The sequence below is a fragment of the Granulosicoccus sp. 3-233 genome (genome assembly GCF_052681095.1).
Window position 1 is genome coordinate 22,662 of record NZ_JBQYLE010000016.1, and the last position, 23,636, is coordinate 46,297.

34 protein-coding genes are annotated in these 23,636 nt (G+C 56.2%); all 34 read left to right on the top strand.

Annotation, left to right across the window (positions count from 1 at the left end; translation table 11 throughout):
- Nucleotides 1-226: 226 nt before the first annotated feature.
- Nucleotides 227-880, top strand: a complete 654-nt coding sequence (gene rplC, locus ACUNV4_RS27425; RefSeq protein WP_430881858.1) for a 50S ribosomal protein L3 — start codon at nt 227-229, stop codon at nt 878-880.
- 4 nt (nt 881-884) lie between these two features.
- Entirely contained in the window at nt 885-1,487 is a 603-nt protein-coding gene (gene rplD, locus ACUNV4_RS27430; RefSeq protein ID WP_430881859.1) for a 50S ribosomal protein L4, read from the top strand.
- The gene (gene rplW, locus ACUNV4_RS27435) at nt 1,484-1,783 is read left to right on the top strand and encodes a 50S ribosomal protein L23 (protein ID WP_430881860.1); all 300 of its coding nucleotides are present in this window, start codon (nt 1,484-1,486) and stop codon (nt 1,781-1,783) included. The genes rplD and rplW overlap by 4 nt, the downstream gene beginning before the upstream one ends.
- Nucleotides 1,784-1,786: 3 nt before the next feature.
- The gene (gene rplB, locus ACUNV4_RS27440) at nt 1,787-2,614 is read left to right on the top strand and encodes a 50S ribosomal protein L2 (protein WP_430881861.1); all 828 of its coding nucleotides are present in this window, start codon (nt 1,787-1,789) and stop codon (nt 2,612-2,614) included.
- 13 nt (nt 2,615-2,627) lie between these two features.
- The gene (gene rpsS, locus ACUNV4_RS27445; protein ID WP_088917228.1) at nt 2,628-2,900 is read left to right on the top strand and encodes a 30S ribosomal protein S19; all 273 of its coding nucleotides are present in this window, start codon (nt 2,628-2,630) and stop codon (nt 2,898-2,900) included.
- A 2-nt stretch (nt 2,901-2,902) separates the two neighbouring features.
- The gene (rplV, locus tag ACUNV4_RS27450) at nt 2,903-3,241 is read left to right on the top strand and encodes a 50S ribosomal protein L22 (protein WP_430881862.1); all 339 of its coding nucleotides are present in this window, start codon (nt 2,903-2,905) and stop codon (nt 3,239-3,241) included.
- A gap of 3 nt (nt 3,242-3,244) precedes the next feature.
- Nucleotides 3,245-3,928 carry a 30S ribosomal protein S3 gene (gene rpsC, locus ACUNV4_RS27455; protein ID WP_430881863.1) on the top strand — a complete coding sequence of 228 codons (684 nt, stop codon included), beginning with the start codon at nt 3,245-3,247 and terminating at the stop codon, nt 3,926-3,928.
- A gap of 101 nt (nt 3,929-4,029) precedes the next feature.
- Nucleotides 4,030-4,443 carry a 50S ribosomal protein L16 gene (gene rplP, locus ACUNV4_RS27460; RefSeq protein ID WP_430881864.1) on the top strand — a complete coding sequence of 138 codons (414 nt, stop codon included), beginning with the start codon at nt 4,030-4,032 and terminating at the stop codon, nt 4,441-4,443.
- Nucleotides 4,443-4,649, top strand: coding sequence for a 50S ribosomal protein L29 (gene rpmC / locus ACUNV4_RS27465; protein WP_430881865.1), 207 nt, complete (start codon nt 4,443-4,445; stop codon nt 4,647-4,649). The genes rplP and rpmC overlap by 1 nt, the downstream gene beginning before the upstream one ends.
- A 2-nt stretch (nt 4,650-4,651) precedes the next feature.
- Nucleotides 4,652-4,933: a 30S ribosomal protein S17 gene (rpsQ, locus tag ACUNV4_RS27470; RefSeq protein WP_430881866.1), complete on the top strand. Its 282-nt coding sequence runs from the start codon at nt 4,652-4,654 to the stop codon at nt 4,931-4,933.
- Nucleotides 4,934-4,988: 55 nt separating this feature from the next.
- The gene (rplN, locus tag ACUNV4_RS27475) at nt 4,989-5,357 is read left to right on the top strand and encodes a 50S ribosomal protein L14 (RefSeq protein ID WP_430881867.1); all 369 of its coding nucleotides are present in this window, start codon (nt 4,989-4,991) and stop codon (nt 5,355-5,357) included.
- 34 nt (nt 5,358-5,391) lie between these two features.
- Nucleotides 5,392-5,706: a 50S ribosomal protein L24 gene (gene rplX, locus ACUNV4_RS27480; protein WP_430881868.1), complete on the top strand. Its 315-nt coding sequence runs from the start codon at nt 5,392-5,394 to the stop codon at nt 5,704-5,706.
- Nucleotides 5,707-5,711: 5 nt separating this feature from the next.
- Nucleotides 5,712-6,251, top strand: a complete 540-nt coding sequence (gene rplE, locus ACUNV4_RS27485) for a 50S ribosomal protein L5 (RefSeq protein ID WP_430881869.1) — start codon at nt 5,712-5,714, stop codon at nt 6,249-6,251.
- Between the two features lie 13 nt (nt 6,252-6,264).
- The gene (rpsN, locus tag ACUNV4_RS27490) at nt 6,265-6,570 is read left to right on the top strand and encodes a 30S ribosomal protein S14 (protein WP_430881870.1); all 306 of its coding nucleotides are present in this window, start codon (nt 6,265-6,267) and stop codon (nt 6,568-6,570) included.
- 12 nt (nt 6,571-6,582) lie between these two features.
- Nucleotides 6,583-6,978, top strand: coding sequence for a 30S ribosomal protein S8 (gene rpsH / locus ACUNV4_RS27495; RefSeq protein WP_430881871.1), 396 nt, complete (start codon nt 6,583-6,585; stop codon nt 6,976-6,978).
- Between the two features lie 23 nt (nt 6,979-7,001).
- Complete coding sequence (gene rplF, locus ACUNV4_RS27500; protein WP_430881872.1) at nt 7,002-7,535, top strand: 50S ribosomal protein L6; 534 nt, start codon at nt 7,002-7,004, stop codon at nt 7,533-7,535.
- 24 nt (nt 7,536-7,559) lie between these two features.
- A complete protein-coding gene (rplR, locus tag ACUNV4_RS27505; RefSeq protein WP_430881873.1) occupies nt 7,560-7,913 on the top strand; it encodes a 50S ribosomal protein L18 in 354 nt (117 codons plus the stop codon).
- A 65-nt stretch (nt 7,914-7,978) separates the two neighbouring features.
- Nucleotides 7,979-8,488: a 30S ribosomal protein S5 gene (gene rpsE, locus ACUNV4_RS27510; RefSeq protein ID WP_430881874.1), complete on the top strand. Its 510-nt coding sequence runs from the start codon at nt 7,979-7,981 to the stop codon at nt 8,486-8,488.
- A 1-nt stretch (nt 8,489) separates the two neighbouring features.
- Nucleotides 8,490-8,678 (top strand): 50S ribosomal protein L30, encoded by a 189-nt coding sequence (gene rpmD, locus ACUNV4_RS27515; RefSeq protein WP_430881875.1) that lies wholly within the window; start codon nt 8,490-8,492, stop codon nt 8,676-8,678.
- An 81-nt stretch (nt 8,679-8,759) separates the two neighbouring features.
- Nucleotides 8,760-9,215 (top strand): 50S ribosomal protein L15, encoded by a 456-nt coding sequence (rplO, locus tag ACUNV4_RS27520; RefSeq protein ID WP_430881876.1) that lies wholly within the window; start codon nt 8,760-8,762, stop codon nt 9,213-9,215.
- A gap of 4 nt (nt 9,216-9,219) precedes the next feature.
- Complete coding sequence (gene secY / locus ACUNV4_RS27525; RefSeq protein ID WP_430881877.1) at nt 9,220-10,560, top strand: preprotein translocase subunit SecY; 1,341 nt, start codon at nt 9,220-9,222, stop codon at nt 10,558-10,560.
- 60 nt (nt 10,561-10,620) lie between these two features.
- On the top strand, nt 10,621-10,734 hold the full coding sequence (gene rpmJ, locus ACUNV4_RS27530) for a 50S ribosomal protein L36 (protein ID WP_430881878.1): 114 nt from the start codon (nt 10,621-10,623) through the stop codon (nt 10,732-10,734).
- Nucleotides 10,735-10,760: 26 nt separating this feature from the next.
- Nucleotides 10,761-11,117 carry a 30S ribosomal protein S13 gene (gene rpsM, locus ACUNV4_RS27535; RefSeq protein WP_430881879.1) on the top strand — a complete coding sequence of 119 codons (357 nt, stop codon included), beginning with the start codon at nt 10,761-10,763 and terminating at the stop codon, nt 11,115-11,117.
- 11 nt (nt 11,118-11,128) lie between these two features.
- Nucleotides 11,129-11,512 (top strand): 30S ribosomal protein S11, encoded by a 384-nt coding sequence (gene rpsK / locus ACUNV4_RS27540; protein ID WP_088917247.1) that lies wholly within the window; start codon nt 11,129-11,131, stop codon nt 11,510-11,512.
- 53 nt (nt 11,513-11,565) lie between these two features.
- A complete protein-coding gene (rpsD, locus tag ACUNV4_RS27545; protein ID WP_430881880.1) occupies nt 11,566-12,186 on the top strand; it encodes a 30S ribosomal protein S4 in 621 nt (206 codons plus the stop codon).
- A 90-nt stretch (nt 12,187-12,276) separates the two neighbouring features.
- Nucleotides 12,277-13,269 (top strand): DNA-directed RNA polymerase subunit alpha, encoded by a 993-nt coding sequence (locus ACUNV4_RS27550; RefSeq protein WP_430881881.1) that lies wholly within the window; start codon nt 12,277-12,279, stop codon nt 13,267-13,269.
- 15 nt (nt 13,270-13,284) lie between these two features.
- Nucleotides 13,285-13,650, top strand: a complete 366-nt coding sequence (rplQ, locus tag ACUNV4_RS27555) for a 50S ribosomal protein L17 (RefSeq protein ID WP_430881882.1) — start codon at nt 13,285-13,287, stop codon at nt 13,648-13,650.
- Between the two features lie 179 nt (nt 13,651-13,829).
- The gene (locus tag ACUNV4_RS27560; RefSeq protein ID WP_430881883.1) at nt 13,830-14,900 is read left to right on the top strand and encodes an NAD(P)H-dependent glycerol-3-phosphate dehydrogenase; all 1,071 of its coding nucleotides are present in this window, start codon (nt 13,830-13,832) and stop codon (nt 14,898-14,900) included.
- A 229-nt stretch (nt 14,901-15,129) separates the two neighbouring features.
- A complete protein-coding gene (locus ACUNV4_RS27565) occupies nt 15,130-16,560 on the top strand; it encodes a mannitol dehydrogenase family protein (RefSeq protein ID WP_430881884.1) in 1,431 nt (476 codons plus the stop codon).
- A gap of 178 nt (nt 16,561-16,738) precedes the next feature.
- Entirely contained in the window at nt 16,739-17,812 is a 1,074-nt protein-coding gene (locus tag ACUNV4_RS27570; protein WP_430881885.1) for a cytochrome-c peroxidase, read from the top strand.
- Between the two features lie 26 nt (nt 17,813-17,838).
- On the top strand, nt 17,839-20,082 hold the full coding sequence (locus ACUNV4_RS27575; RefSeq protein ID WP_430881886.1) for a methyl-accepting chemotaxis protein: 2,244 nt from the start codon (nt 17,839-17,841) through the stop codon (nt 20,080-20,082).
- Nucleotides 20,083-20,214: 132 nt separating this feature from the next.
- On the top strand, nt 20,215-21,216 hold the full coding sequence (locus tag ACUNV4_RS27580) for a spondin domain-containing protein (protein WP_430881887.1): 1,002 nt from the start codon (nt 20,215-20,217) through the stop codon (nt 21,214-21,216).
- A gap of 144 nt (nt 21,217-21,360) precedes the next feature.
- A complete protein-coding gene (locus ACUNV4_RS27585; protein WP_430881888.1) occupies nt 21,361-22,056 on the top strand; it encodes a response regulator transcription factor in 696 nt (231 codons plus the stop codon).
- A gap of 3 nt (nt 22,057-22,059) precedes the next feature.
- Nucleotides 22,060-23,628: a sensor histidine kinase gene (locus tag ACUNV4_RS27590; RefSeq protein WP_430881889.1), complete on the top strand. Its 1,569-nt coding sequence runs from the start codon at nt 22,060-22,062 to the stop codon at nt 23,626-23,628.
- Nucleotides 23,629-23,636 lie beyond the last annotated feature (8 nt).

The window sequence follows — 23,636 nt, forward strand, 5'->3', positions numbered from 1 at the left end:
GCAAGATTTGGGTGTTATTATGGTGCGCTAACCAACCCGGCGTGGATACCCCGTCGGGTTTTGTTTATTTCGGTTTTATTACTTCGTTCCGAGCTGCACTGCTCGGCTGCAAATCAACCTCCGATAAACAGTTCGCCGCCAAGCGTTCTGCACCACATGGGGGGATGGCAAGCGGTCCCACTGTGCGTGCTGTTCTGGGCGTGATTAGAGTGTGTGGGAGAAAACGATGACTCTTGGTGTAGTTGGCCGCAAACTGGGCATGACGCGCGTATTCGATGACGCGGGCGTTTCAACGCCTGTTACGGTTATCGAAGTAGCAAAGAACCGAATCACTGCCAGGAAGACCGTCGAACGTGACGGCTATGTCAGCGTCCAGGTCACAACTGGTGACAAGAAAACCAATCAATTGAGCAAGGCAGAGGCCGGGCATTTCGCCAAGGCGGGTGTCGGTGCTGGTCGTGGTCTGTGGGAATTCCGCCTCGAAGGTGAAGAAGGCAGCGATCTCGAGGTTGGTGGTGAATTCGGTATGGAAATGTTTGAAGCCGGCCAGAAGGTCGATGTCACCGGTACCAGTATCGGTAAGGGCTTCGCAGGTGGCGTGAAGCGTCACAACTTCCAGATGCAGGACGCGACTCACGGTAACTCTCTGTCCCACCGTGCGCCAGGTTCCATTGGTCAGAACCAGACGCCGGGACGAGTGTTCAAAGGCAAGAAAATGGCAGGTCACATGGGTGCTGTGAAGCGCACTACCCAGAACCTCCAGGTAGTTCGAATCGATGAGGGTCGCGAGGTCATTCTCATCAAGGGTGCAGTGCCCGGCGCCGATGGCAGCGACGTCATCATCAAGCCGGCCGTCAAGCAGAAGAACGCGAAGAGCTAAGACGATGGATTTGAAAACACACAGCGGCGGATCGGTATCCGTTGCAGATTCCGTATTCGGAGTCACTTATAACGAAGGTCTGGTTCACCAGATCGTGACTGCCTATCTGGCGGCGGCTCGTGCCGGTACTTCAGCGCAGAAGACGCGTTCGGAAGTGCGCGGTGGCGGTGCCAAGCCATGGCGGCAGAAAGGTACGGGCCGTGCGCGTGCCGGTACTTCACGCAGTCCAATCTGGACTGGTGGTGGTGTGACATTCGCTGCCAAGACTCGTGACTACTCACAGAAGGTCAACAAGAAGATGTACCGCGGAGCCATCCGTTCCATCCTGTCTCACGCAGCGGCCGAAGGTCGTCTGATCGTGGTTGACAGCCTGGAGCTGGACGCCCCCAAGACCAAGCTGATGAAGGCGAAGATGGCCGAGCTGGGTGTCGAGAAGGTGCTGTTCCTGATGGACGATGTCACCGAGTCTGTCTATCTGGCCAGCCGCAACATCCCTTACGTCCAGGTGCTGGATGTCGAAGGTGTTGATCCTGTCAGTCTGGTGCGATTTCCGCACATCGTCGCCACGGCTGCTGCCGTGAAGCAACTGGAGGAGCGCTTCGCATGAATGACCAACGTCTCTATCAGGTGATTCTGGCACCTCATATTTCCGAGAAGACTGCCACAGCCTCTGAAATGGAAGGTCGTCACACATTCCGTGTTGCCAATAACGCAACAAAGCTGGAAGTGCGCAAGGCGGTTGAAAAGCTGTTCGACGTTACCGTTCGCAGCGTGCAGATCGTCAACGTTCACGGCAAGACCAAGCGTTTCGGTCAGAGTGAAGGTAAGCGTTCCGATTGGAAAAAGGCCATCGTCCGCCTGGCTGAAGGGCAGGACATCGACTTCATGGGTATGGAGGGTTAGATCATGGCTCTGGTAAAGTCAAAACCGACATCGCCCGGAAAGCGATTTCAGGTCCGCGTAGTCAACAAGGAGCTTTCAAAGGAAGGCCCTTACGAGCCATTGGTCGAAAGCCTGTCCAAGTCCGGTGGTCGTAACAACAAGGGTCGCATCACGACTCGCCACGTAGGTGGTGGTCACAAGCGACGCTATCGTGTCATCGACTTCAAGCGCAACAAGGACGGCATTCCTGCCGTTGTCGAGCGCGTCGAATACGATCCGAACCGCACGGCACACATCGCACTGCTGAAATATGCAGACGGTGAGCGTCGTTACATCCTGGCGCCCAAGGGTGTCGCAGCCGGCGCTGCGTTGATGTCCGGTCGCGAATCGGCCATCAAGCCCGGCAACTGCCTGCCACTGGCCAACATTCCGGTGGGTTCGACAGTACACGCCATCGAGCTGAAGCCTGGTCGTGGTGCTCAGGTTGCACGAAGTGCCGGTGCTGCGGTACAGCTGGTTGCCCGTGAAGGCATGTATGCAACCCTGCGTCTGCGCTCTGGCGAGATGCGTCGGGTACAGAGCGATTGCCGCGCCACCATCGGTGAAGTCGGTAACGGTGAGCATTCCCTGCAGAAGCTCGGCAAGGCTGGTGCGAAGCGCTGGCGCGGTGTTCGTCCTACCGTTCGCGGTGTGGCCATGAACCCGGTCGATCATCCGCACGGTGGTGGTGAAGGTCGTACGTCGGGTGGTCGTCATCCGGTCAGTCCATGGGGTACCCCTACCAAGGGTTACAAGACTCGTTCAAACAAGCGCACCGATAACATGATCGTGCGTCGTCGCAGCAAGAAATAGGAGGTAGAGACTCGTGCCACGTTCCCTGAAAAAAGGCCCGTTCGTCGACTATCACCTCGTCAAGAAGGTCGATGAAGCTCGCGCCGCAAATAGCAAGCGTCCAATCAAGACATGGTCGCGTCGTTCAATGATCCTGCCGGACATGGTAGGTCTGACCATCGCCGTGCACAACGGTCGTGTACATGTGCCGGTGCTGGTTTCCGAAAACATGGTAGGGCACAAGCTGGGTGAGTTCGCGGCAACGCGTACTTACAAAGGCCACGTCGCTGACAAGAAATCGAGATAGTCATGCAAGTCGAATCAACATTGAAGATGGCCCGCATCTCTCCGCAGAAAGCGCGCCTGGTGGCTGATCAGATCCGTGGTCTGCCGGTTGAAGGTGCGCTGGAAGTCCTCACGTTCAGTGAGAAGAAAGCGGGTGCACTCATCAAGAAGCTGGTTGACAGTGCGATTGCCAACGCCGAGCACAATGAAGGCGCTGATATCGACGAGCTGAAGGTGTCGGCCGTTCAGGTCAATGCAGGACCGGTCATGAAGCGTCTGCGAGCCAGAGCCAAGGGCCGAGCCAACCGAATTCTCAAGCGTACAAGTCATATTACCGTGACCGTTTCGGACGGCAGGAGCTAAACGATGGGTCAAAAAGTACATCCGATTGGTATTCGTCTGGGTATCTCCCAGGACTGGAATTCAACCTGGTATGCCGGCAACGAAGACTATGCCGATTACCTGAATGACGATATCAAGATCCGTCAGTTCCTGAAGAAGGAGCTGTCTCACGCATCTGTCAGTCGTATCCAGATCCAGCGACCTGCCAAGTCCATCATCATCACGATTCACTCTGCACGTCCTGGTATCGTCATCGGCAAGAAGGGTGAAGATGTCGAGCGTCTGCGTCGCGCTCTGGCACCCATGCTGGGCATCAATATCAACAATGTGAAGATCAACATTGCCGAGATCCGCAAGCCGGAACTCGATGCTCAACTGGTCGCTGAAGGCGTTGCACAGCAGCTCGAGCGTCGTGTCATGTTCCGTCGTGCCATGAAGCGCGTGTTGACCAACACCATGCGTCTGGGCGCTCAGGGCGTGAAGATTGCGGTATCCGGTCGTCTCAATGGTGCAGAGATTGCCCGTCGCGAGTGGTACCACGACGGTCGTGTGCCATTGCACACCCTGCGTGCCGACATCGACTACGGTGTTGCCGAAGCTCATACAACCTACGGTGTCATCGGCATCAAGGTCTGGATCTGCCACGGCGAAGTGTTCGACCTCGAAGAAAAACGCTCCAAAAGCGTTGCTAACACCGCCAGCAAGTAAGGCTGACGAATTCAATCAAGAGACCTGGCTGAGATCGCATCCTCTGAAGGATGCGGGCTCTGCAAAACAACGAGTCTCGGCAGTAATCAGAGCAACGAGAAATGCTTCAACCAAAACGAACGAAATTCAGGAAACAGCACACGGGGCGTAACCGTGGTCTGGCCCAGAACGGCAACAAGGTGAGCTTCGGCGAGTACGGCCTGAAGGCAACCGGACGTGGCCGTCTGACTGCTCGCCAGATCGAATCCGCGCGTCGTGCCATGACACGTCACATCAAGCGTGGCGGCAAGATCTGGATCCGCATCTTCCCCGATACACCGGTCACCAAGAAGCCTATCGAAGTACGTATGGGTAAGGGTAAGGGTAATGTCGAGTACTGGGTAGCCAAGATCCAGCCCGGCAAGATGCTCTACGAGATGGAAGGTGTGACCGAAGAGATTGCGCGCGAAGCATTTGCTCTCGCTGCTGCCAAGTTGCCGATTGCCACTAGTTTTGTTGTGAGGACTGCAGCGTAATGGCTGATTCAAAAGCATCAGAGCTCAAGACCAAGTCGGTCGATGAGCTGAACACCGAGCTCAGCGGACTGTTCCGTGAACAATTCAACCTGCGTATGCAGCGTGGATCCGGCCAGGACGTGAAGCCACATAATTTCAAGCGTGTACGTCGCCAGATTGCGCGTATCAAGACCATCATCCACCAGAAGCAGTCTGCAGAGGCCTGATCATGAGTGAGCAGAACGAATCAGCCGCAGTAGGCACAAGTACACGTACCGTTACCGGTCGTGTTACCAGCAACAAGATGGAACAGACTGCAACTGTGCAGGTCGAGCGTCGCATCAAGCACCCCATCTACGGCAAGTACATGCGTCGTAGCAAGAAGTACCATGTGCATGATGAAAAGAACGAACTGAACGTTGGCGATACGGTTCAGATCAAGGAGTGCCGCCCGATGTCCAAGACCAAATCCTGGACTCTGGACAAGGTACTCGTCGAAGCGGCTGAATAAGGCCGTTGTCGACAATGAACATTAACAAGCGTGGCTGGAAAAAGAGTAGCGTCCGATGATTCAAATGCAAACTGTCCTGAATGTGGCAGATAACAGTGGCGCGCGCCGAGTACAGTGCATCAAGGTACTGGGCGGCTCGCACCGTCGATACGCTCGAGTAGGCGATGTCATCAAGGTCAGCGTGAAAGACGCGATTCCTCGAGGCAAGGTAAAGAAAGGCGAGGTCTACAACGCAGTGGTTGTTCGTACTGCCAAGGCCATTCGTCGCGGTGATGGTTCTGCCATTCGTTTCGACGCCAATGCGGCGGTCATTCTGAATGCAAAACTGGAGCCGGTAGGCACACGTATCTTTGGCCCCGTGACGCGTGAACTTCGCAACGAGAAGTTCATGAAGATCGTCTCCCTCGCACCAGAAGTGCTGTAGGGACCGGATAGCCAATCGGCGAATAGGCAAGAATATGCAACGTATCAAGCAAGGCGACGACGTCATCGTACTCGTCGGTAAAGACAAGGGTCGACGCGGCAAGGTGGAAACCGTGCTGGAAGATCGTGTGATTGTTGACGGTATCAACCTGGTCAAGAAGCACGCCAAGGGCAACCCTCAGATGGGCGATCCGGGCGGCATCCAGGAAAAGGAACTGTCGATTCACATTTCGAATGTTGCGCTGTTCAACCCGGCTAGCAAGAAGGGTGAGCGCATCGGTTTTCGCACAAACGACGAAGGTCAGAAGGAACGTTTTTTCCGTTCTGACGCTTCTTCAGTGGACGGTTGAAGGTCATGGCCAGGCTAATAGCAGAGTATCGCGAGAAAATCGTTCCTCAGATGATGGAGGAGCACAAGTACCAGAGCGTCATGCAGGTACCTCGCATCGAGAAGATCACCATCAACATGGGTCTCGGTGAGGCCATTGGTGACAAGAAGGTGCTGGAGCACGCTGTCAACGACATGACCGCCATCAGTGGTCAGAAGCCTGTCGTGACGGTTGCACGCAAGTCGATTGCGGGCTTCAAGATCCGTGACGGCTACCCGATCGGTGCCAAGGTGACACTGCGTCGCGAGCGCATGTACGAATTCCTGGATCGTCTCGTTGCGGTATCCATTCCGCGTATCCGTGACTTCCGTGGTATCAACGCTCGTTCATTCGACGGCCGTGGCAACTACAGCATGGGTGTGAAAGAACAGATCATCTTCCCGGAAATCGATTACGACAAGATCGACGCCGTGCGCGGTATGGACATCACCATCACCACCTCAGCGAAGACGGACGCAGAAGCCTTGTCACTGTTGAAGAAATTCAACTTTCCTTTCCGCCAATAGGAGCGCGACATTCATGGCAAAGAAATCAATGATTGCTCGCGAGACAAAGCGCAGCAAACTGGTAAAGCGACACGCTGACAAGCGTGCGGCACTGAAGAAGACCATTGCTTCGGAAGAAGTGGGCTTCGACGAGAAAATGGAAGCGGTCACCGCTTTGCAGAAACTGCCGCGTGATTCTTCACCGGCTCGTCAGCGTAACCGCTGCCGTATCACTGGTAGGCCTCATGGCTATTACCGTAAATTTGGCCTGAGCCGTAACAAGCTTCGTGAAGCAGCCATGCGCGGAGATGTTCCGGGCCTGGTCAAGGCGAGCTGGTAGGAGATCTAACACATGAGTATGTCTGACCCCATAGCCGACATGCTGACCCGTATTCGTAACGGTCAGCAGGCACGTAAGGTATCGGTATCCATGCCCGCAGCGAAGCTGAAGTCCAGCGTCGCGCAGGTATTGCAGGACGAAGGCTATATATCCGGCTTCAATACTGAAGTCGTCGATGGCAAGCCCACTCTGACCGTTACATTGAAGTATTTCGATGGCAAGCCCGTTATCGACAAGATCAAGCGCATCAGTCGCCCCGGTCTGCGTCAGTATTCGGGTGCCAACTCTATCCCTGAAGTACTCGGTGGGCTGGGTATTGCGGTGGTTTCCACGTCCCATGGTGTGATGACTGGCAAGCAGGCCAGTGCTCAGGGCTTTGGTGGCGAAATCATCTGCACCGTCAGTTAATCGGCGAGCCGGAGAATAAAACAATGTCACGCGTAGCAAAACAACCGATCGAGGTGCCCAAGGGCGTCGAGGTCACAATCAATGGTCAGGCGGTCAGTGCCAAGGGACCCAAGGGGCAAGAGTCACTGACTCTGCACGAGGACGTTACCGCTTCTCTGGAAGACGGTGTCCTGGGTGTCAAGTCCACCCGTACCGACCAGAAGTCCGTTGCCATGACCGGCACCATGCGTTCATTGCTGAACAACCTGGTAACAGGCGTCAGCACGGGTTTCCAGAAGAAGCTCGAATTGCGTGGAGTGGGTTATCGTGCGCAGGCTCAGGGCAGCAATCTGAACCTGACACTCGGTTTTTCACACCCGGTTGTTCACAAGGTGCCAGCCGGCATCACTGTTGAAACACCAAGTCAGACCGAGATCGTGGTCAGTGGTACCAACAAGCAGGTCGTTGGTCAGGTCGCCGCTGACATTCGTGGTTATCGTCCACCAGAGCCTTACAAGGGCAAGGGTGTGCGGTATGTCGACGAATACGTCGCCATGAAAGAAGCCAAGAAGAAGTAGAGCAGCGCAGAAGAGCAATCGAGAATGGATAAGAAAACTAGTCGTCTGCGTCGTGCCAAGCGCACACGCGCCAAGATCCGCGAGCTCAGCGTGCCTCGCCTGACGGTTCATCGCACACCTCGGCATATCTACGCCCAGGTCATCGATGCCGATGGCGGACGCGTACTGGCTTCTGCTTCATCAGTCGGCAAGGACCTGCGTGGTTCTCTGTCGAACGGTGGAAATGTCGATGCCGCAGTCACTGTCGGCAAGAGCATCGCCGAGAAAGCGACAGCAGCTGGCGTCAGCCAGGTCGCCTTCGACCGCGCTGGCTTCAAATACCATGGTCGTGTGAAAGCGCTGGCCGATGCAGCCCGTGAAAACGGTCTGAAATTCTGATTACGGCGCAGATTGCGGCAAGGCTGCCCTGGTGCAGCCAGAACCCCGGGACTCGGTAAAAAAGTATGGCACAGAACGATTACAATCAAAGCAGTGACGGCTACATCGAAAAGCTGGTCACCATCAACCGCGTGGCGAAGGTCGTCAAGGGCGGTCGTCAGTTCGGTTTCACCGCACTGACAGTTGTCGGCGACGGCAATGGAAGAGTCGGGCTTGGCTACGGCAAGGCACGAGAAGTACCTTTGGCTATCCAGAAGGCCATGGAGAAGGCCCGTCGTGACATGAAGACGGTTTCTCTGAACGACGGCACTCTGCAGTACCCCCTGAAAGGCCGACACGGCGCTGCCCGGGTTTACATGCAACCAGCTTCTGAAGGTACCGGAATCATCGCTGGCGGCGCCATGCGCGCCGTTTTCGAAGCGGTCGGTGTGCGTAATGTTCTGGCAAAGATCATCGGCACCAACAATCCGATCAACGTTGTTCGCGCCACCATCAATGGCCTGAGCACCATGCAAAGCCCTGAGACTGTTGCTGCAAAGCGTGGCAAGACAGTCGCAGAGATCAAGGGAGAGTAAGATGAGCGGCAAAACTCTCAAGGTCACGCTGGTCAAGAGCATGAACGGCCGCCTGAAGAATCATCAGGCAAGCGTTCGTGGTCTGGGACTGCGCCGTATGCACCAGACGGTCGAGGTCATCGATACGCCTGAAAACCGCGGCATGATCAACAAGGCGTACTACATGTTGCGCGTCGAAGAAACTGCATAAGGCAGTTCTTCATATCAATTTTCCGGCGGGGCGACCTGACGTCGCCTGGCCTTATCGAAATGACAGACAAGAGCTTACGTCATGAGTCTCAATAATCTGAAACCAGCGGCTGGCAGCCGCAAGGTCGGTAACCGTGTAGGTCGCGGCATCGGATCTGGAAGCGGCAAGACCTGTGGCCGTGGCCACAAGGGTCAGAAGTCACGTTCCGGCGGCTGGCACAAGGTCGGTTTTGAAGGTGGACAGATGCCTATCCAGCGTCGTCTGCCGAAGTTCGGCTTCACGTCTCGCATGGCTCGGCATTACGCCGAAGTTCGCCTGCACGAGCTCGACGGTATCGAAGGCGGCAACGTCAACGTCGAGACACTGATCGCCGCTGGCCTGGTGCCACAGCAGACCAAGACGGTAAAGATCATCCTGTCTGGTCAGGTCAACTCGGCTTGCACAGTGACTGGCTGCCGTGTAACGAAGGGTGCCAAGGCAGCAATCGAAGCTGCTGGCGGATCCGTCACGGAACCTGCTGCATCGGCTGCCAGCTAAGATCATGGCCGCTGACAAGAACAAGCCTGCGTTGTCCGGTCTCGGCGGTACTGCCGAACTGCGCTCGCGCCTGTTGTTCGTCCTGTTTGCGATGATTATCTTTCGCACTGGCTCGCACATCACCATTCCCGGTGTTGACCCGCGAGTCATGGCGGATCTGTTTGATCAGCAGAGTGGTGGCATTCTGGGCATGTTGAACATGTTCGGAGGTGGCGCCCTGTCGCGAATGTCATTGTTCGCGCTGGGTGTCATGCCCTACATCTCTGCCTCGATCATCATGCAATTGATGACTCATGTCATTCCCCAGCTGGAGCAGCTGCGCAAGGAAGGCGAGAGTGGTCGACGTGTCATTACCAAGTACACGCGTTACGGCACACTCGTGCTGGCATCCGTACAGGCGGTGGGAATCGCCATTGCCTTGCAGAACCAGGGAGCCAATGGTCAGAGTGTGGTATTCCTGACAGGACCCGGCTTTGTACTGACAGCTGCCATCACGCTGGTCACCGGCACCATGTTCCTGATGTGGCTGGGCGAGCAGATCACCGAGCGAGGCATTGGTAACGGAATATCCATCATCATCTTTACAGGCATTGTTGCAGGATTGCCGGCTGCCATTGGCGGAACCCTGCAGCTGGCCCGTACCGGTGAGCTGGGTTATTTCGTCGTCATCCTGTTGTTCACGATGGTCGTTGCAGTCACGGCATTCGTGGTGTTTGTCGAACGTGGACAGCGGCGCATCACTGTCAACTACGCCAAGCGACAGCAGGGTCGCAAGATGTTTGCAGCCCAGACAAGTCATCTGCCATTGAAATTGAACATGGCTGGGGTCATTCCTCCCATCTTTGCCTCGAGCATCATTCTGTTCCCGGCAACTCTGGGAGACATCGCCACCAGCAATTCGAATTCATTTCTCAACACCATCGTGTCGACGCTGCAGCCCGGTCAGCCGGTCTATATACTCTTGTATGCATCGGCAATAATCTTTTTCTGTTTTTTCTATACCGCCCTGGTGTTCAACGCCAAGGAAACAGCGGATAATCTGAAGAAATCGGGTGCGTTCATTCCCGGTATCCGCCCAGGCGAAAAAACAGCCCGATACATCGATGGTGTGCTGACAAGGTTGACCTTTTACGGTGCGTTGTATATAACGCTCGTTTGCCTGTTGCCCGAGTTCCTGATCCTGTTCTGGAATGTTCCCTTCTACTTTGGTGGGACGTCCTTGCTGATCATTGTCGTGGTGGTCATGGATTTTGTCGGGCAGGCACAAGCACACATGATGAGCCATCAGTACGAAGGCTTGATGAAGAAGCAAGGTACCAAGGGAGTTCCGAAAGGAGCACGCTGAGGCAGGCGTGCCCCTGTCAGCGTTATTCGGTCGGCATTTCCTTATCTGGAGAGAAGCACAATGAAAGTCAGAGCATCAGTGAAGAAGATCTGTCGCAACTGCAAGGTTGTCAAGCGCAAGGGCGTGATTCGCGTCATTTGCACTGACACCCGGCACAAGCAGCGTCAGGGTTAGTTAAAAATACTTAGGCGGAGATAAGCATGGCACGTATTGCCGGCATTAACATTCCGGTCCAGAAGCACACCTGGATCGCATTGACATCGATTTACGGTATCGGAAGAACACGAGCACGCCAGATCTGTGAGGCAGCGAGTGTGGCACCGGATGTCAAGGTTCGGAATCTCTCGGAAGTCGAGATCGAGAACCTGCGAACGGAAGTAGGAAAATTTACAGTCGAAGGCGACTTGCGTCGCGATGTTTCGATGAACATAAAGCGTCTGATGGACCTCGGTTGTTACCGTGGAATTCGCCATCGTCGGGGCTTACCCCTTCGCGGTCAACGTACGAAGACCAATGCGCGCACGCGCAAAGGTCCGCGTCGGCCGCTCAAGCGTTAATAGAGAAAGTTATGGCAGCTAGTAGCACCAAGAAGAAGGTTCGCCGTACCGTCACTGACGGTATCGCCCATATTCATGCATCGTTCAACAACACGATTGTCATGATCACCGATCGACAGGGCAACGCCCTGTCATGGGCCACTGCTGGTGGTTCAGGTTTTCGTGGTTCCCGCAAGAGCACACCCTTTGCCGCCCAGGTGGCAGCAGAGCGTGCTGGTGAAGCAGCCAAGGAATACGGTCTGAAGAACATCGACGTCCACGTCAAGGGCCCCGGTCCTGGTCGTGATTCAGCGGTTCGTTCGCTGAACAATGTCGGCTTCAAGATCAGCAGCATCCTTGATGTCACGCCAATCCCACACAACGGTTGCCGTCCGCCGAAAAAGCGCCGTGTGTGAGATGACTCGCGTAATCAACCGACAAGACTTGAAGAAATCCAGGAGTGTGAACCGTGGCTAGATATATAGGCCCCAAGTGCAAACTGAGCCGCCGAGAAGGCACCGACCTGTATTTGAAGTCGGGCATTCGTCCGCTTGAGTCCAAGTGCAACCTGGAGACTCCTCCAGGCATGCAAGGCGCCAAGCGTGGCCGTCCTTCAGACTACGCGATCCAGCTGCGTGAAAAGCAGAAAGTACGTCGCATGTATGGTGTGCTGGAAAAGCAATTCCGCAACTACTACAAATCTGCTGCAGCACGCAAGGGATCAACCGGTGAAAACCTGTTGTCACTGCTGGAACAGAGACTGGACAACGTCGTATACCGCATGGGTTTCGGTTCTACACGTGCTGAAGCTCGTCAGCTGGTGTCGCACAAGTCAGTCCTGGTAGACGGCAAGATCGTCAACATTGCTTCTTACCAGGTTCAACCGAATCAGGTTATCACGATCCGCGAGAAAGCCCGAAAGCAAGCCCGTATCGCCGATGCACTGCAACTGGCTCAGCAGCGAGGTCTGCCTGGCTGGATTGAAGTCGACGCGAAGAAATTCGAAGGCATGTTCAAGGCAGTCCCTGATCGTGCTGATCTGCCAGCCGAGATCAACGAATCTCTGGTTGTGGAGCTGTACTCGAAGTAAGCGATTGTCTGCTTGCTTGTTACAGCTTTAGGGTGGAGCAGCGATCTGGCTGCTCCACTAACATATAGGGGTTGAATTACGTTGAATGCCATGCAAACTGAATTCTTGAAGCCACGTATCGTCGATGTGTCGGCGTCCAACGCTAATCATGCGAAGGTCACGCTCGAGCCATTGGAACGTGGGTTCGGCCATACGCTGGGTAATGCGTTGCGCCGTATCCTGTTGTCATCCATGCCCGGTGCTGCCTTCTACGAGGCGGAAATCGAAGGTGTACTGCATGAGTACACCACCATGGAAGGCGTTCAGGAAGATGTACTCGATATCCTGCTGAACCTGAAAGGTGTATCCATCGTGATGCATGCCAAGGATGAAGCAAATCTGAAGTTGGTCAAGCAGGGACCTTGCGTGGTTACTGCTGGCGATATCACTCTGGATCACGACATCGAAATCATCAACCCGGATCACGTTATCTGTCATCTGACAGGTGATGTCAATCTGAACATGACACTTCGTGCGCGCGTCGGACGAGGCTATGAGCCCGCTTCACATCGTACTCTGGAGGAAGGCGAGAGCCGTCCCATCGGTACCTTGCAGATCGATTCCTCATTCAGCCCTGTTCACCGTGTTGCCTACAACGTGGAAAGTGCCCGTGTAGAGCAACGCACCGATCTGGACAAACTGATTGTCGATCTGGAAACCAACGGTACCATCGATCCTGAAGAAGCCATCCGCAAGGCGGCGACCATTCTGCAGGAGCAGCTTTCTGTCTTCGTTGACCTGAAAGCCGAGACCCAGACTCCGGAAGAGGAGCAGGCGTCGGATATCGATCCGATTCTGCTGCGTCCTGTAGACGATCTGGAACTGACCGTACGTTCAGCCAATTGCCTGAAGGCAGAAAACATCTATTACATAGGTGATCTGATTCAGCGCACTGAAGTTGAACTGTTGAAAACGCCAAATCTGGGCAAGAAATCCCTGACAGAAATCAAGGATGTGCTGGCTCAGCAGGCACTATCATTGGGCATGCGCCTGGAAAACTGGCCACCACCCGAGTTGCAGAAGCAACGCGAGATGGTCAAGTAGGAACGAGACAAGAACATGAGACATCGTAAGAGCGGGCGCAAGCTCAACCGTAATTCCAGCCATCGCAAGGCCATGTTTCGCAACATGGCAGCATCCCTGGTAGAGCACGAGTCGATCACGACTACCGTGCCCAAGGCCAAGGAGCTGCGCAAGGTCATCGAGCCGATGATCACCAGCGCCAAGCAGGACAATGTTGCAAAGCGTCGTCAGGCATTCGACCGTTTGCGTGACAAGGCTGCCGTTGGCAAGTTGTTCAGCGATCTGGGTCCTCGTTTTGCCAACCGTCCCGGCGGTTACACACGTATCCTCAAATGCGGCATGCGCCCGGGTGACAATGCACCCATGGCCATCATCGAATTTGTCGAGCGCGGCGAAGCGTAGTTTTTTGATGAAATGTACGGTCATCGGCAGATGACCGGCAGACAGGAAGGGTCCGTTGCTCGCAGAGCACGGGCCCTTTTTTCGTTGATGGCATGGGCAAAGGTACCAGGGCGTTCAACGGATTCGATGTACGATGAGGGCCGTAACGGTCAGCGACAGTGCAACCGCATGGTGATTTCATGAGCAAAGCAGCGTCAGAACGCGATGGACTCGAGAACGGGTCGTCGGCGGCCGCACAGCCACCCATTACCGTTATTGGTGCCGGTTCATGGGGAACAGCCCTGGCCATTCAGCTGGCCCGAGCTGGCAATGACGTCACCTTGTGGGGGCGCGACGAGTCATTGATGCATCAATTGCAACAGGATCGTTGTAATGAGCGCTATCTGCCCGGTAGCGTCCTGCCCGAGAACCTCACGGTTGAATCGGACTGGATTCGTGCGGCCGGTACGGCAGATCGCGTCCTGATTTCCGTTCCCAGTCATGCCTTTCGTCGTGTGCTGGAGCAATTGAAAACGGCACAGGGTGAGAAACTGAAGGATCTTGAACTGGCATGGGCAACGAAAGGGTTCGAGCTCAGTACCGGTCTGCTACCGCACCAGCTGGCCCACCAACTGTTACCGGAATGTGGCAATTACGCGGTGGTTTCCGGGCCTACCTTTGCCCTGGAGGTCGGCGCAGGCTTGCCGACAGCCATCACCGTTGCCGGGTCCAACCCCGGTTGGTCGGCGCGCATGGCCGCTGCCTTGCGGACCCGGAATTTCATTGCCTATACCTCGGAAGACATGGTCGGTGTGGAGATTGGGGGCGCGGTCAAGAATGCCCTGGCCATTGGTGCCGGTCTTTCAGACGGCCTCGGTTTCGGTGCCAATGCCCGCATTGCCTTGATCAACCGAGGGTTGCGTGAATTGTCTCGCCTGGGTCTGGCCATGGGGGCTCGAGCCGAAACCTTCGTCGGGTTGGCGGGTATGGGGGATCTGGTACTCACCTGTACGGACAACCAGTCCCGTAATCGTCGAATGGGACTCGCCTTGGCCTCCGGCAAGAGCATCGATGAAGCGGCCGAGGAGATTGGTCAGGTCGTGGAAGGGGTGGGAGCTGCTCGAGCTGTTTATGAGCAGGCACAACGGCTCGATGTGCGCATGCCGATCATCGAACAGATATACCGTGTGGTGGTTGACGGGGTCGATCCGAAGGATGCCGTCGAAGCACTGTTGAGTCGGGAGCTGGGGGCGGGGGGCGAGCACGGTTGAGCCGGGTGCCGGAAGCCGGAAGCTGGGTGCTGGGTGCTGGGTGCTGGGTGCTGGGTGCTGGGTGCTGGGTGCTGGGTGCTGGGAGCCGGGAGCCGGGAGCTGGGAGCTGGGAGCTGGGAGCTGGGAGCCGGGAGCTGGGAGCCGGGAGCTGGGAGCTGGGTGTCGGAGGCCGTGGGCCAGCACGGTTGAGGAACATGGAACCCGAGTGAGATTGGTGTAGTCTATCGACATGAGCCATATACCATCAGCATTGCCTGCCGAGCTCGCCATCGGCATCGTCCATCTCGGTCTTGGTGCCTTTCACCGCGCACACCAGGCGGTATATACCGAAGACGCCATCCAGCAGGCAGGTGGTGACTGGGGTATCTGCGCAGTCGCCATGCGTAGTCGAGAACTGGCAACCGTGATGTTGGAAAACAACGGTCGCTACTCGCTGATCGAGCAACAGGCAGATGGCCCTGAGCTGCGTGAGCTATCCGTCATACGTGAGGTACTCTGCCTGCCGGATTCACCGGGCATGGTGATCCAGCGCATCTCCGACCCTGCTGTTCATCTGGTGAGTGTCACGGTGACCGAAAAAGGCTACTGTTTCAGCGGTCCGGATCGGCACCTGAATACAGACGATCCACTGATCATGCATGATCTGGCGAATCCCTCTCAAGCCCGTTCGATGCCTGGCATTCTGGTGGCCGGTCTGCGCCAACGTCGCGAATCCGGTGGAACCGGACTGTCGATTCTTTCCTGTGACAACCTGCCCGCCAACGGCAAGTTGCTGCGCCAGATCGTGCTCTCCCATGCTGCGCTGCTGGATGCCGAACTGGCGCAGTGGATCGAGCAGAACTGTCGATTTCCGGACTCCATGGTGGACCGAATCACGCCAGCTGCCACGGTTGCCACCCTGACGCTGGCAAGCGATCTACTGGGGCGTGCGGATCCTGCTGCCATTGAAACCGAGCCCTTCAGACAGTGGGTCATCGAGGACGATTTTGCCGGACCACGCCCGGCGTGGGAGAAGGCCGGTGCTCAATTCGTTGCGGATGTTGCACCATTCGAAGACATGAAACTGCGCATGCTCAATGGCGCGCACTCGTTGATTGCCTATCTGGGCGCTGTGTCTGGTCTGCCGGCGGTTCGCGACGTCATGCAAGTGTCTGCCTACCGGACACTGCTCGATCACCATATGGCCATGGCGGCAGAGACGCTCGAAGGCATGGACAAAGAGGACGCCGCTGGCTATCGTGCGCAATTGCTGGAACGCTTCGAAAACCCCGCTATCGATCACCGGTGCCTGCAGATCGCGATGGACGGCAGTCAGAAGATGCCCCAGCGAATACTGACTCCTGCATCGATACGTCTGGCGCGCGGGATGACTGTCGATACCTATGCGCTCGCCACGGCCTTGTGGGTCCGCTATCTGATGGGTCGAGATGAGCAGGGCGCAGCAATCGACTGCAGTGACCCGCTGATTGGCCAGTTGCAGCTGATCTTCAATGCCAGCGATGCAATGAGTCAGCGTATAGCCGGTCTTGGCAGAATTCCGGGTGTTCCGCAAGATCTGTTCAATCAGGCGCACTGGGTCGACCAGGTAGCGGATCTGGTGAACGCATCCAATACACACGGTGTACGTGCCGTGGTGTCGGAACTGGTCGATTCCATTTGACCGGAAGCTGATTCGACGCGCAGAGGATCATCCTTTCCGGCCCGTGATTTCCTAACCTGTTACATCTCCAGTTATTTCGCCATTGCGTCGTTATGTCAGTGTAGCCGCAGGTATATCGCAGATCATTCACTGCGAAAACCGGTAATGCTCGACACACCGTCGATTGGAGATTGACACAATGACAAGCATGTTTGGTGTTGTCCGCAGAATCAGACGACGCCACGGCCGATGGCTTCATGTCATTGTTCTGCTGTCGTTGTCTGCCTGTGATCAGAATGATGACTGGCAGAAGTTCTCTCGTCTGGCTGCACAGCCGACAACGCTCAGTACCTTGCAGCGCGAGGCCATACCCCTGTCCGAGCCAGTCAGAGCATTACAGGCTCAGAATCCGGATTTCATCAATTCAGAGCTGGTGAGTCTGGGCAGGCAGCTCTTCCACGACAAACGGCTGTCGGGTGACGGGACGATCTCCTGTGCCTCTTGTCACAATGTCCAGGCTGGCGGCGACGATGGCCGGGCGACTTCCGTTGGCATGAAAGGGCAGATTGGCAATATCAATGCACCGACGGTGCTCAACAGTGGTCACAATTTTCGCCAGTTCTGGGACGGACGGGCGGATTCCCTTGTCGCACAGGCATTGGGGCCCGTCGTCAACCCGATTGAAATGGGGGCAAACTGGCCTGAAGTATTGGAGAAGCTGTCAACCGACAAGGTACTGCTCTCCCGATTCGAGACGGTGTTCAACACACGGGAACTGACGCCTGAATTGCTGGCGGAAGCCATTGCAGCTTATGAAAGAACGCTGATTACGCCATCGCCATTCGATGATTACCTGAATGGCAACACTCGCGCCATCAGCGCTCAGGCAGCTGCCGGCTATGAATTGTTCAAGGGCTATGGTTGCACTGCCTGTCATCAGGGAGTGAATCTCGGTGGCAATGTCATGCAGTACTTCGGTGCCTTTCATGCGGTCGATGTCGGCCATGGCCAAAGAGCAGGTAATGCCGACAAGGCTGGGACAATACCCGTGTACAAGGTGCCAACCTTGCGCAATGTGGCCATGACCTCACCCTATTTTCATACCGGTTCTGTCACCTTGTTGAGTGATGCCGTGAAAGTCATGGCCGCGGCTCAACTCGGCCGTACGATCGGCGATGAGGATGTCGAGCTGATCGTGGCGTTTCTCGAGTCGCTGACCGGCGAAGTGCCCACTCACGCAATGAAGCCAACGCAAGTCACCTTTGCAGAATGAAAACTTTCGAAGCTGGATCATCGTGGGTGAAGTGGGCGATAGGCGGGCTGATCTGCCTGCTACTGATTCTGGTCATTCTCAAACCGAGAGTGGAGAATGAATTCAATACCCGGTACCTGAACAACATCGCCGATATGCAGGCGCTGACAGGGCAGTTGCTGAGGGATCACCTGCTTGTCAGGCAGGGATTGGTCAAGCACTACGATTACCTGGAGGCCGATCTGGAGATGATGGAAAGAACTTCTCGTCTCGCCAGATATGTACCTGCCTATGTCGGTCAGGAATACCGGGAGAGAAGCAGTGCATTGCTGGATGACTATACTTCGGCCGTTGTTGAACTGCGCAAGCAGGTAGACAAGAGCAAGCGTGGTGTCGGACTTCTCGAGAACGCCAGGGCTGCGTTCAGACGCTATCTTGGCGAACTGGCCAGTGTCACCACCAACCATGCGAACCCGGTAGTGAACGGATTGATGAATGACCTGGTTTTCGATGTGGTCTATCAGGAACCCGATGAGCAATGGCTGGGCAAGCTCGAGCAACTGCAAGGCGAGCTGCCGGTGACTGCCTCCGTCATCAATCCCCTGAGTCTTCATGCACGAATGATCATCGAGCAGCGTCACCAACTGGCAAGCTCATCCACGCGCCTGTATGAAGAACTCGAAGAGCTCGACCAGCCATTGCAGCTCAAGGCTCTCTTTGTCGATCAGTATGTGGGCGTTGCCTCGTTTACAGCGGCACTACTGTGGGCCAGCTACGCCATTGTTGCAGCATTGCTGGTCTTGTGCGGAATTCTGACGGTCGGTAGTCGAAAGGCACAGGAGCAGGCTCAACGCCTGACGCTGGTAGCGCAGCAGGCGCAGGCAGGGTCGGAAAAGCGGGTACAGGAAACCCAGATTGCAGTATCCCAGTGCAACGAATTGCTCTCGAAGATTGCCGAGGGAGACTTCGGTAGTCGACTGCAGGGCCCGTTTGACGAAGAGCTCGAATTGTTGCGCACGGGTATCAATCAAACGGCAGACAGCGTCGAATTCACCATGTCCGAACTGACACGCGTCATGCTGGCCATACAGGAAGGACGCTTCGATGTGCGCCTGGATTCTCGAGTACAAGGTGATATCGGTCAGCAGGTTGATCAGACCATTACCGTGCTGGACACGACATTCGACACCATCTGCAGTGTCATGGACGATATGCGAGACGGTTGTTTCGGTGCGCGTGTCGATGTGCAGTGCCAGGGGCGCCTGGATGAGCTCAAGCAGTCCATAAACAGTTCCATGAGTGTCATGGAGGGGGCCATAGCGGCGGTCGTGGAAGTTGCCGAATATCAGTCGCAGGGAGATTTCAACCGGCAGATACGGACCGGTGGGAAGGGCCAGATCGAACTGTTGGCCAATTCGATCAATGCAACTTCGGCCAAGGTTCACGAGATGGTGCAGCAGATCAGGCAGGCGTCGAGCACCGTGGCGACTTCCTCGGACAGCATGCAAGTCAATTCCCGGCGTCTGCAGGAACACACGACCGTACACAGTGACGGTGTGTCTCAGCTGCTCGAGAAAGTGGATCTGGTCAGGCAATCGATTCAGACCAACCGCGATTCGGTCCAGCAGGCCACCAGACTGGTTGACCGTTCCAGACAGGCGGCAGACGAAGGCAGCAACATCGCCAGTCAGGCCATCGGATACATGGACGACATCAATGAAAAGAGTCGGGAAATTGCCAGCAATACCCAGGTGCTGGACACCATAGCGAAGCAGACCAATCTGCTGGCGTTGAATGCAGCGGTGGAGGCTGCGCGTGCCGGAACTCACGGCAGTGGTTTCTCGGTGGTGGCCAATGAAGTCAAGGAGCTGGCCAGACAATCGGCGCAGGCATCGACCCATATCACGGCACTGATCGCGGCGATCTCGAATGACATCCTGCAGGGAGCCGAATCAGTCTCGAATACCGGTCAGTCCCTGCAGGCGATCAACCAATCGATCAGCAATGTGGAGCAGGCGACTCGTATCATCGTGGACGAATCCCTGCTGCAGGAGAGGGAAATGGATACGATCGTGGACATTGTGGAAGATGCGCGACGGATGATGGTCTCTGATTCGCAATTGGCAGAGACCAATATGGCGACCTCGGTGTCCCTGGGCGAGCTAGCCCATCGAGTGTCGGAATTGCTGGCCTTCTTCAAGGCCGGAGACAGAGACCTGCCGGTTGGTCGAGAATCAGCTGCCGTCGCTTCTTCCAGTGAGGCGGACAGCAGCTACCGCAAGGTAGCCTGATTTTGTCAGGAAATCGTTATGATTTCGTGATAACTCCACGGCCTGAGGTGTGTCTACCTGTGCAGTTGCCATCGGGAATCGCCTTTTTGCGAATCCGACGGCACGCTATCCCAGCTGCTCAGGAGAATACTCATGCATTTCCCACATTTGACGGTAGCCGCCACCGCTGCCTTGCTTGCGGTTACCGCCACACCGATCCTCGCCGCCGATTACGAGGTCACCGTCACCAATCTGACTCGAGGTCAGCATTTCACACCATTGATCGCCGCTGCTCATGATTCAGGTACGAGGATGTTTCATGCCGGCGAGCAGGCATCCGCGGAACTGCAGGCTATGGCCGAAGGTGGCGATATCGGTCCCCTGATCGACCTGCTGAGCAGCCTCGGAGCCTCATTCAGTGCCGGTGAAGGTCTGCTGGCTCCCGGCATGAGCACGACTCTGCAGTTGACAGACGTTGCCAGCAGCAATTCTCTGTTGTCACTCAGCGGCATGTTGTTGCCGACCAATGATGGCTTTGTGGGGCTGGACTCAGTCAATCTGCCCGAGCAGCCCGGCAGCACTGTCACACTGTTCGCCCGCGGCTACGATGCCGGTACGGAAGCCAATGACGAGCTGCTGGGAGGAGGTGCGCCTGGAGTACCCGGATTTCCGGCACCACCGCCGGTCGTCGCAACTGGAACCGGAACCGGGGGAACTGGCATCAACACCGTGGCTGAAGGCTATGTACACGTACATCCGGGTGTTCTGGGCGATCTGGATGAGACGGGTGGTGTCAGCGACATCAACGCCGCGACTCATCGTTGGCAGAATCCCGTGGCTCGTGTTGTCATTACCCGAACAGGGGATGGCAGTGATACCGGCAATGGTGTCAGTGCCGTGAGCAATCTGTCCGGCGCTGTCTATTCGTCATCCGCTCTGGAGTTGTTCTGGGAGCCCGCTCAGGCAGCGAATTCCATTATTTCAGCGTATCGAGTAACGCGCGACGGTGTCACGCTCGACACCCTGGATGGTCTCAGCTTCTTCGATCAGAATCTCGCTGCAGGGACTCATTACACCTATACCGTCAGCGCGATCGACGCCAATGGATCAGAAGGTGAATCGCGTGATATCCAGCTGACAACCAATGCCCGTTGATGGGTACTGTTCAACGCTGTCGGTTTCGCGCCTGAATGTGAGCTGCAGCCGTGAACTTCAAAACGGGTTCCGGCTCCAAGTGGCATGAATCGACTTCCTGATCCGATACGTCCGGGCTCCCTGCCACAATCGGGGAGCCCGGGCATGCCTGTCAACAGACGTATTCTGCTGGTGGAAGATGATGCTGACATCGCAGCTCTGCTGGTGGTACACCTGTCCGATTACGGGGCCGAGATCGTGCATGTCACAGATGGTGTCGATGCTCTGACGTATGCGCTTCAGGAACAGTGGGACATGCTCATCCTCGATCTGGGTCTGCCGGGTATCGATGGCGTTGTCATTGCACGGCAGATCCGCCGTCTCGATTCTGCCATTCCGATCCTGATGGTCACTGCCCGTGGGACCGAGGCTGACAGAGTACAGGGCCTGGATGCCGGGGCGGACGACTATATCGTCAAACCCTTTTCCATGGCAGAACTGGTGGCACGTGTGCGGGCCTTGTTCCGACGCTCGGAGACCAGTCACAGAGGGCTCGAGCAACAGGCTCTGGTGGCTGGAGACCTGATTCTGGATGCCAACACCCGGACCGTGAGCGTGACCGGCGATACAGTTGAGCTGACTTGTCGCGAATTCGGGTTGCTGGCGGCGTTCATTGCACAGCCCGGCAAGACCTTCAGGCGGCGCGAGTTGCTGGAAAGCGTCTGGGGGACGCAGTACGAGGGTTACCAACATACCGTCAATACACATATCAATCGGTTAAGAGCCAAGATCGAACCGGACCCGGCAAACCCGAGATATATCCTGACGGTCTGGGGTGTCGGCTACCGATTCAATTGCTGACCGATGCTGTCCTCGCTGTTTGTTCGCCTGTGTCTGGTTTTCACGGCGATACTGCTTTGTCTGGGCCTGCTGACTCTGGCCATTGCCAATCGTAATCAGCAACGCTATTTCGAAGAATTCACGCAAGAGCTCAATCGTCCGGTGGCGATGTACATTGCCACACAGAAGCGGCTGTTCGTGGATGGTGAGCCGGATCATCAGGCTCTGCGTGAACTGGCCGCCCATGTCATGGTCATCAATCCCAGTCTGCAGGTCTACCTGCTGGATCGACAAGGGCGAGTACTGGACTCGCTCGCAGGCGAGCCTGATGCAGTGCAGCGACATGTGGACCTGGAACCGATTCAGCGATTCGTCGCAGGAACAGCGCACCTGCCTCTGTACGGAGACAATCCGGCGGTACCTGGTCAACAGCGCGTCTTCTCGGCTTATCCGGTCTCTGGTGGCCAGGCCGGGAACAGTGGCTGTGAGTCATGCGGCTATGTCTATGCGGTTCTCGGGGGAGAACGACACAGTTCACTCTGGCAGTCTCTGGCAGGCAGTTATGCATTGCGGGACAACGTGGCGATGTTCGCTGTCGTACTGGCACTTGCACTGGTAGCAGGCATGGCCCTTTTCTTCCTGATGACGCGTCCCTTGCGAGCGATGACGGCTTCACTCGGACAATGGCGGCTCGCAGCGGATCGGGCAGCCGATAGCTCCCCGGTCGTGGGCCGATCAACTGTCGTCAAGCGCGGCAACGAGCTGGAGGATCTGGAGAGCACCTGTCACGCCATGCTTGAGCGACTGGATCAGCAATATCAGTTTCTGGATAGCGCGGATCGGCGCCGACGGGAATTTCTGACCAGTGTCTCTCACGACCTGCGAACTCCGCTGACCAGTCTCAGTGGTGCCGTCGAGACCTTGTTGCTCAAGCACGATTCACTGAGTGATGAGGAGCGGCAACACTATCTGTTGCTGGCACAGCGTCAAGGGGGTCGTTTGTGGCGACTGATCGCTCAGGTTTTCGAGTTGGCTCGACTGGATTCCGGTGACATTGACGTGCATGTGGAAAGGATTCCTTTCTCGGAGCTGGTCTTTGACACGGCTCAGGATTTCGAGACACTGGCGCGGGAGCGTTCGATCACACTGCAGGTGAGCGTGCTGTGCAAGGACAAGTCACTGTGGGTGATGGCTGACATGGGCCTGTTGCAGCGAGTCATCGAAAACCTGTTGGCCAACGCCATTCGACACACCGCTCGTGGCGGCCAGGTGGCGATCAGACTTGATCGCAGCGGTGACTCGATGGTGCAATTCGAAATTGAAGACTCGGGCTGTGGTTTTTCCCGCCCGCTGGCCGGCTGTTCTCTCGCTGCCATCCGGGATGTCTCTGCTACGGCCGACAAGTCCGCCAATCATCGTGCGCCGAACATCGAGCGCGGAGGTTCTGATCCGGGTGGCAAGGTCATATTGCGAGGCAGTGGCCTGGGTCTGGGCATCGTGCAGCGCATTCTGACCTTGCATGACAGCGAAGCCCTTGTGTGGAGTCGACCGGGCGAAGGGTCGCGTGTGTGTTTCGAACTGGCTGCCGACTGAGCAGGCAG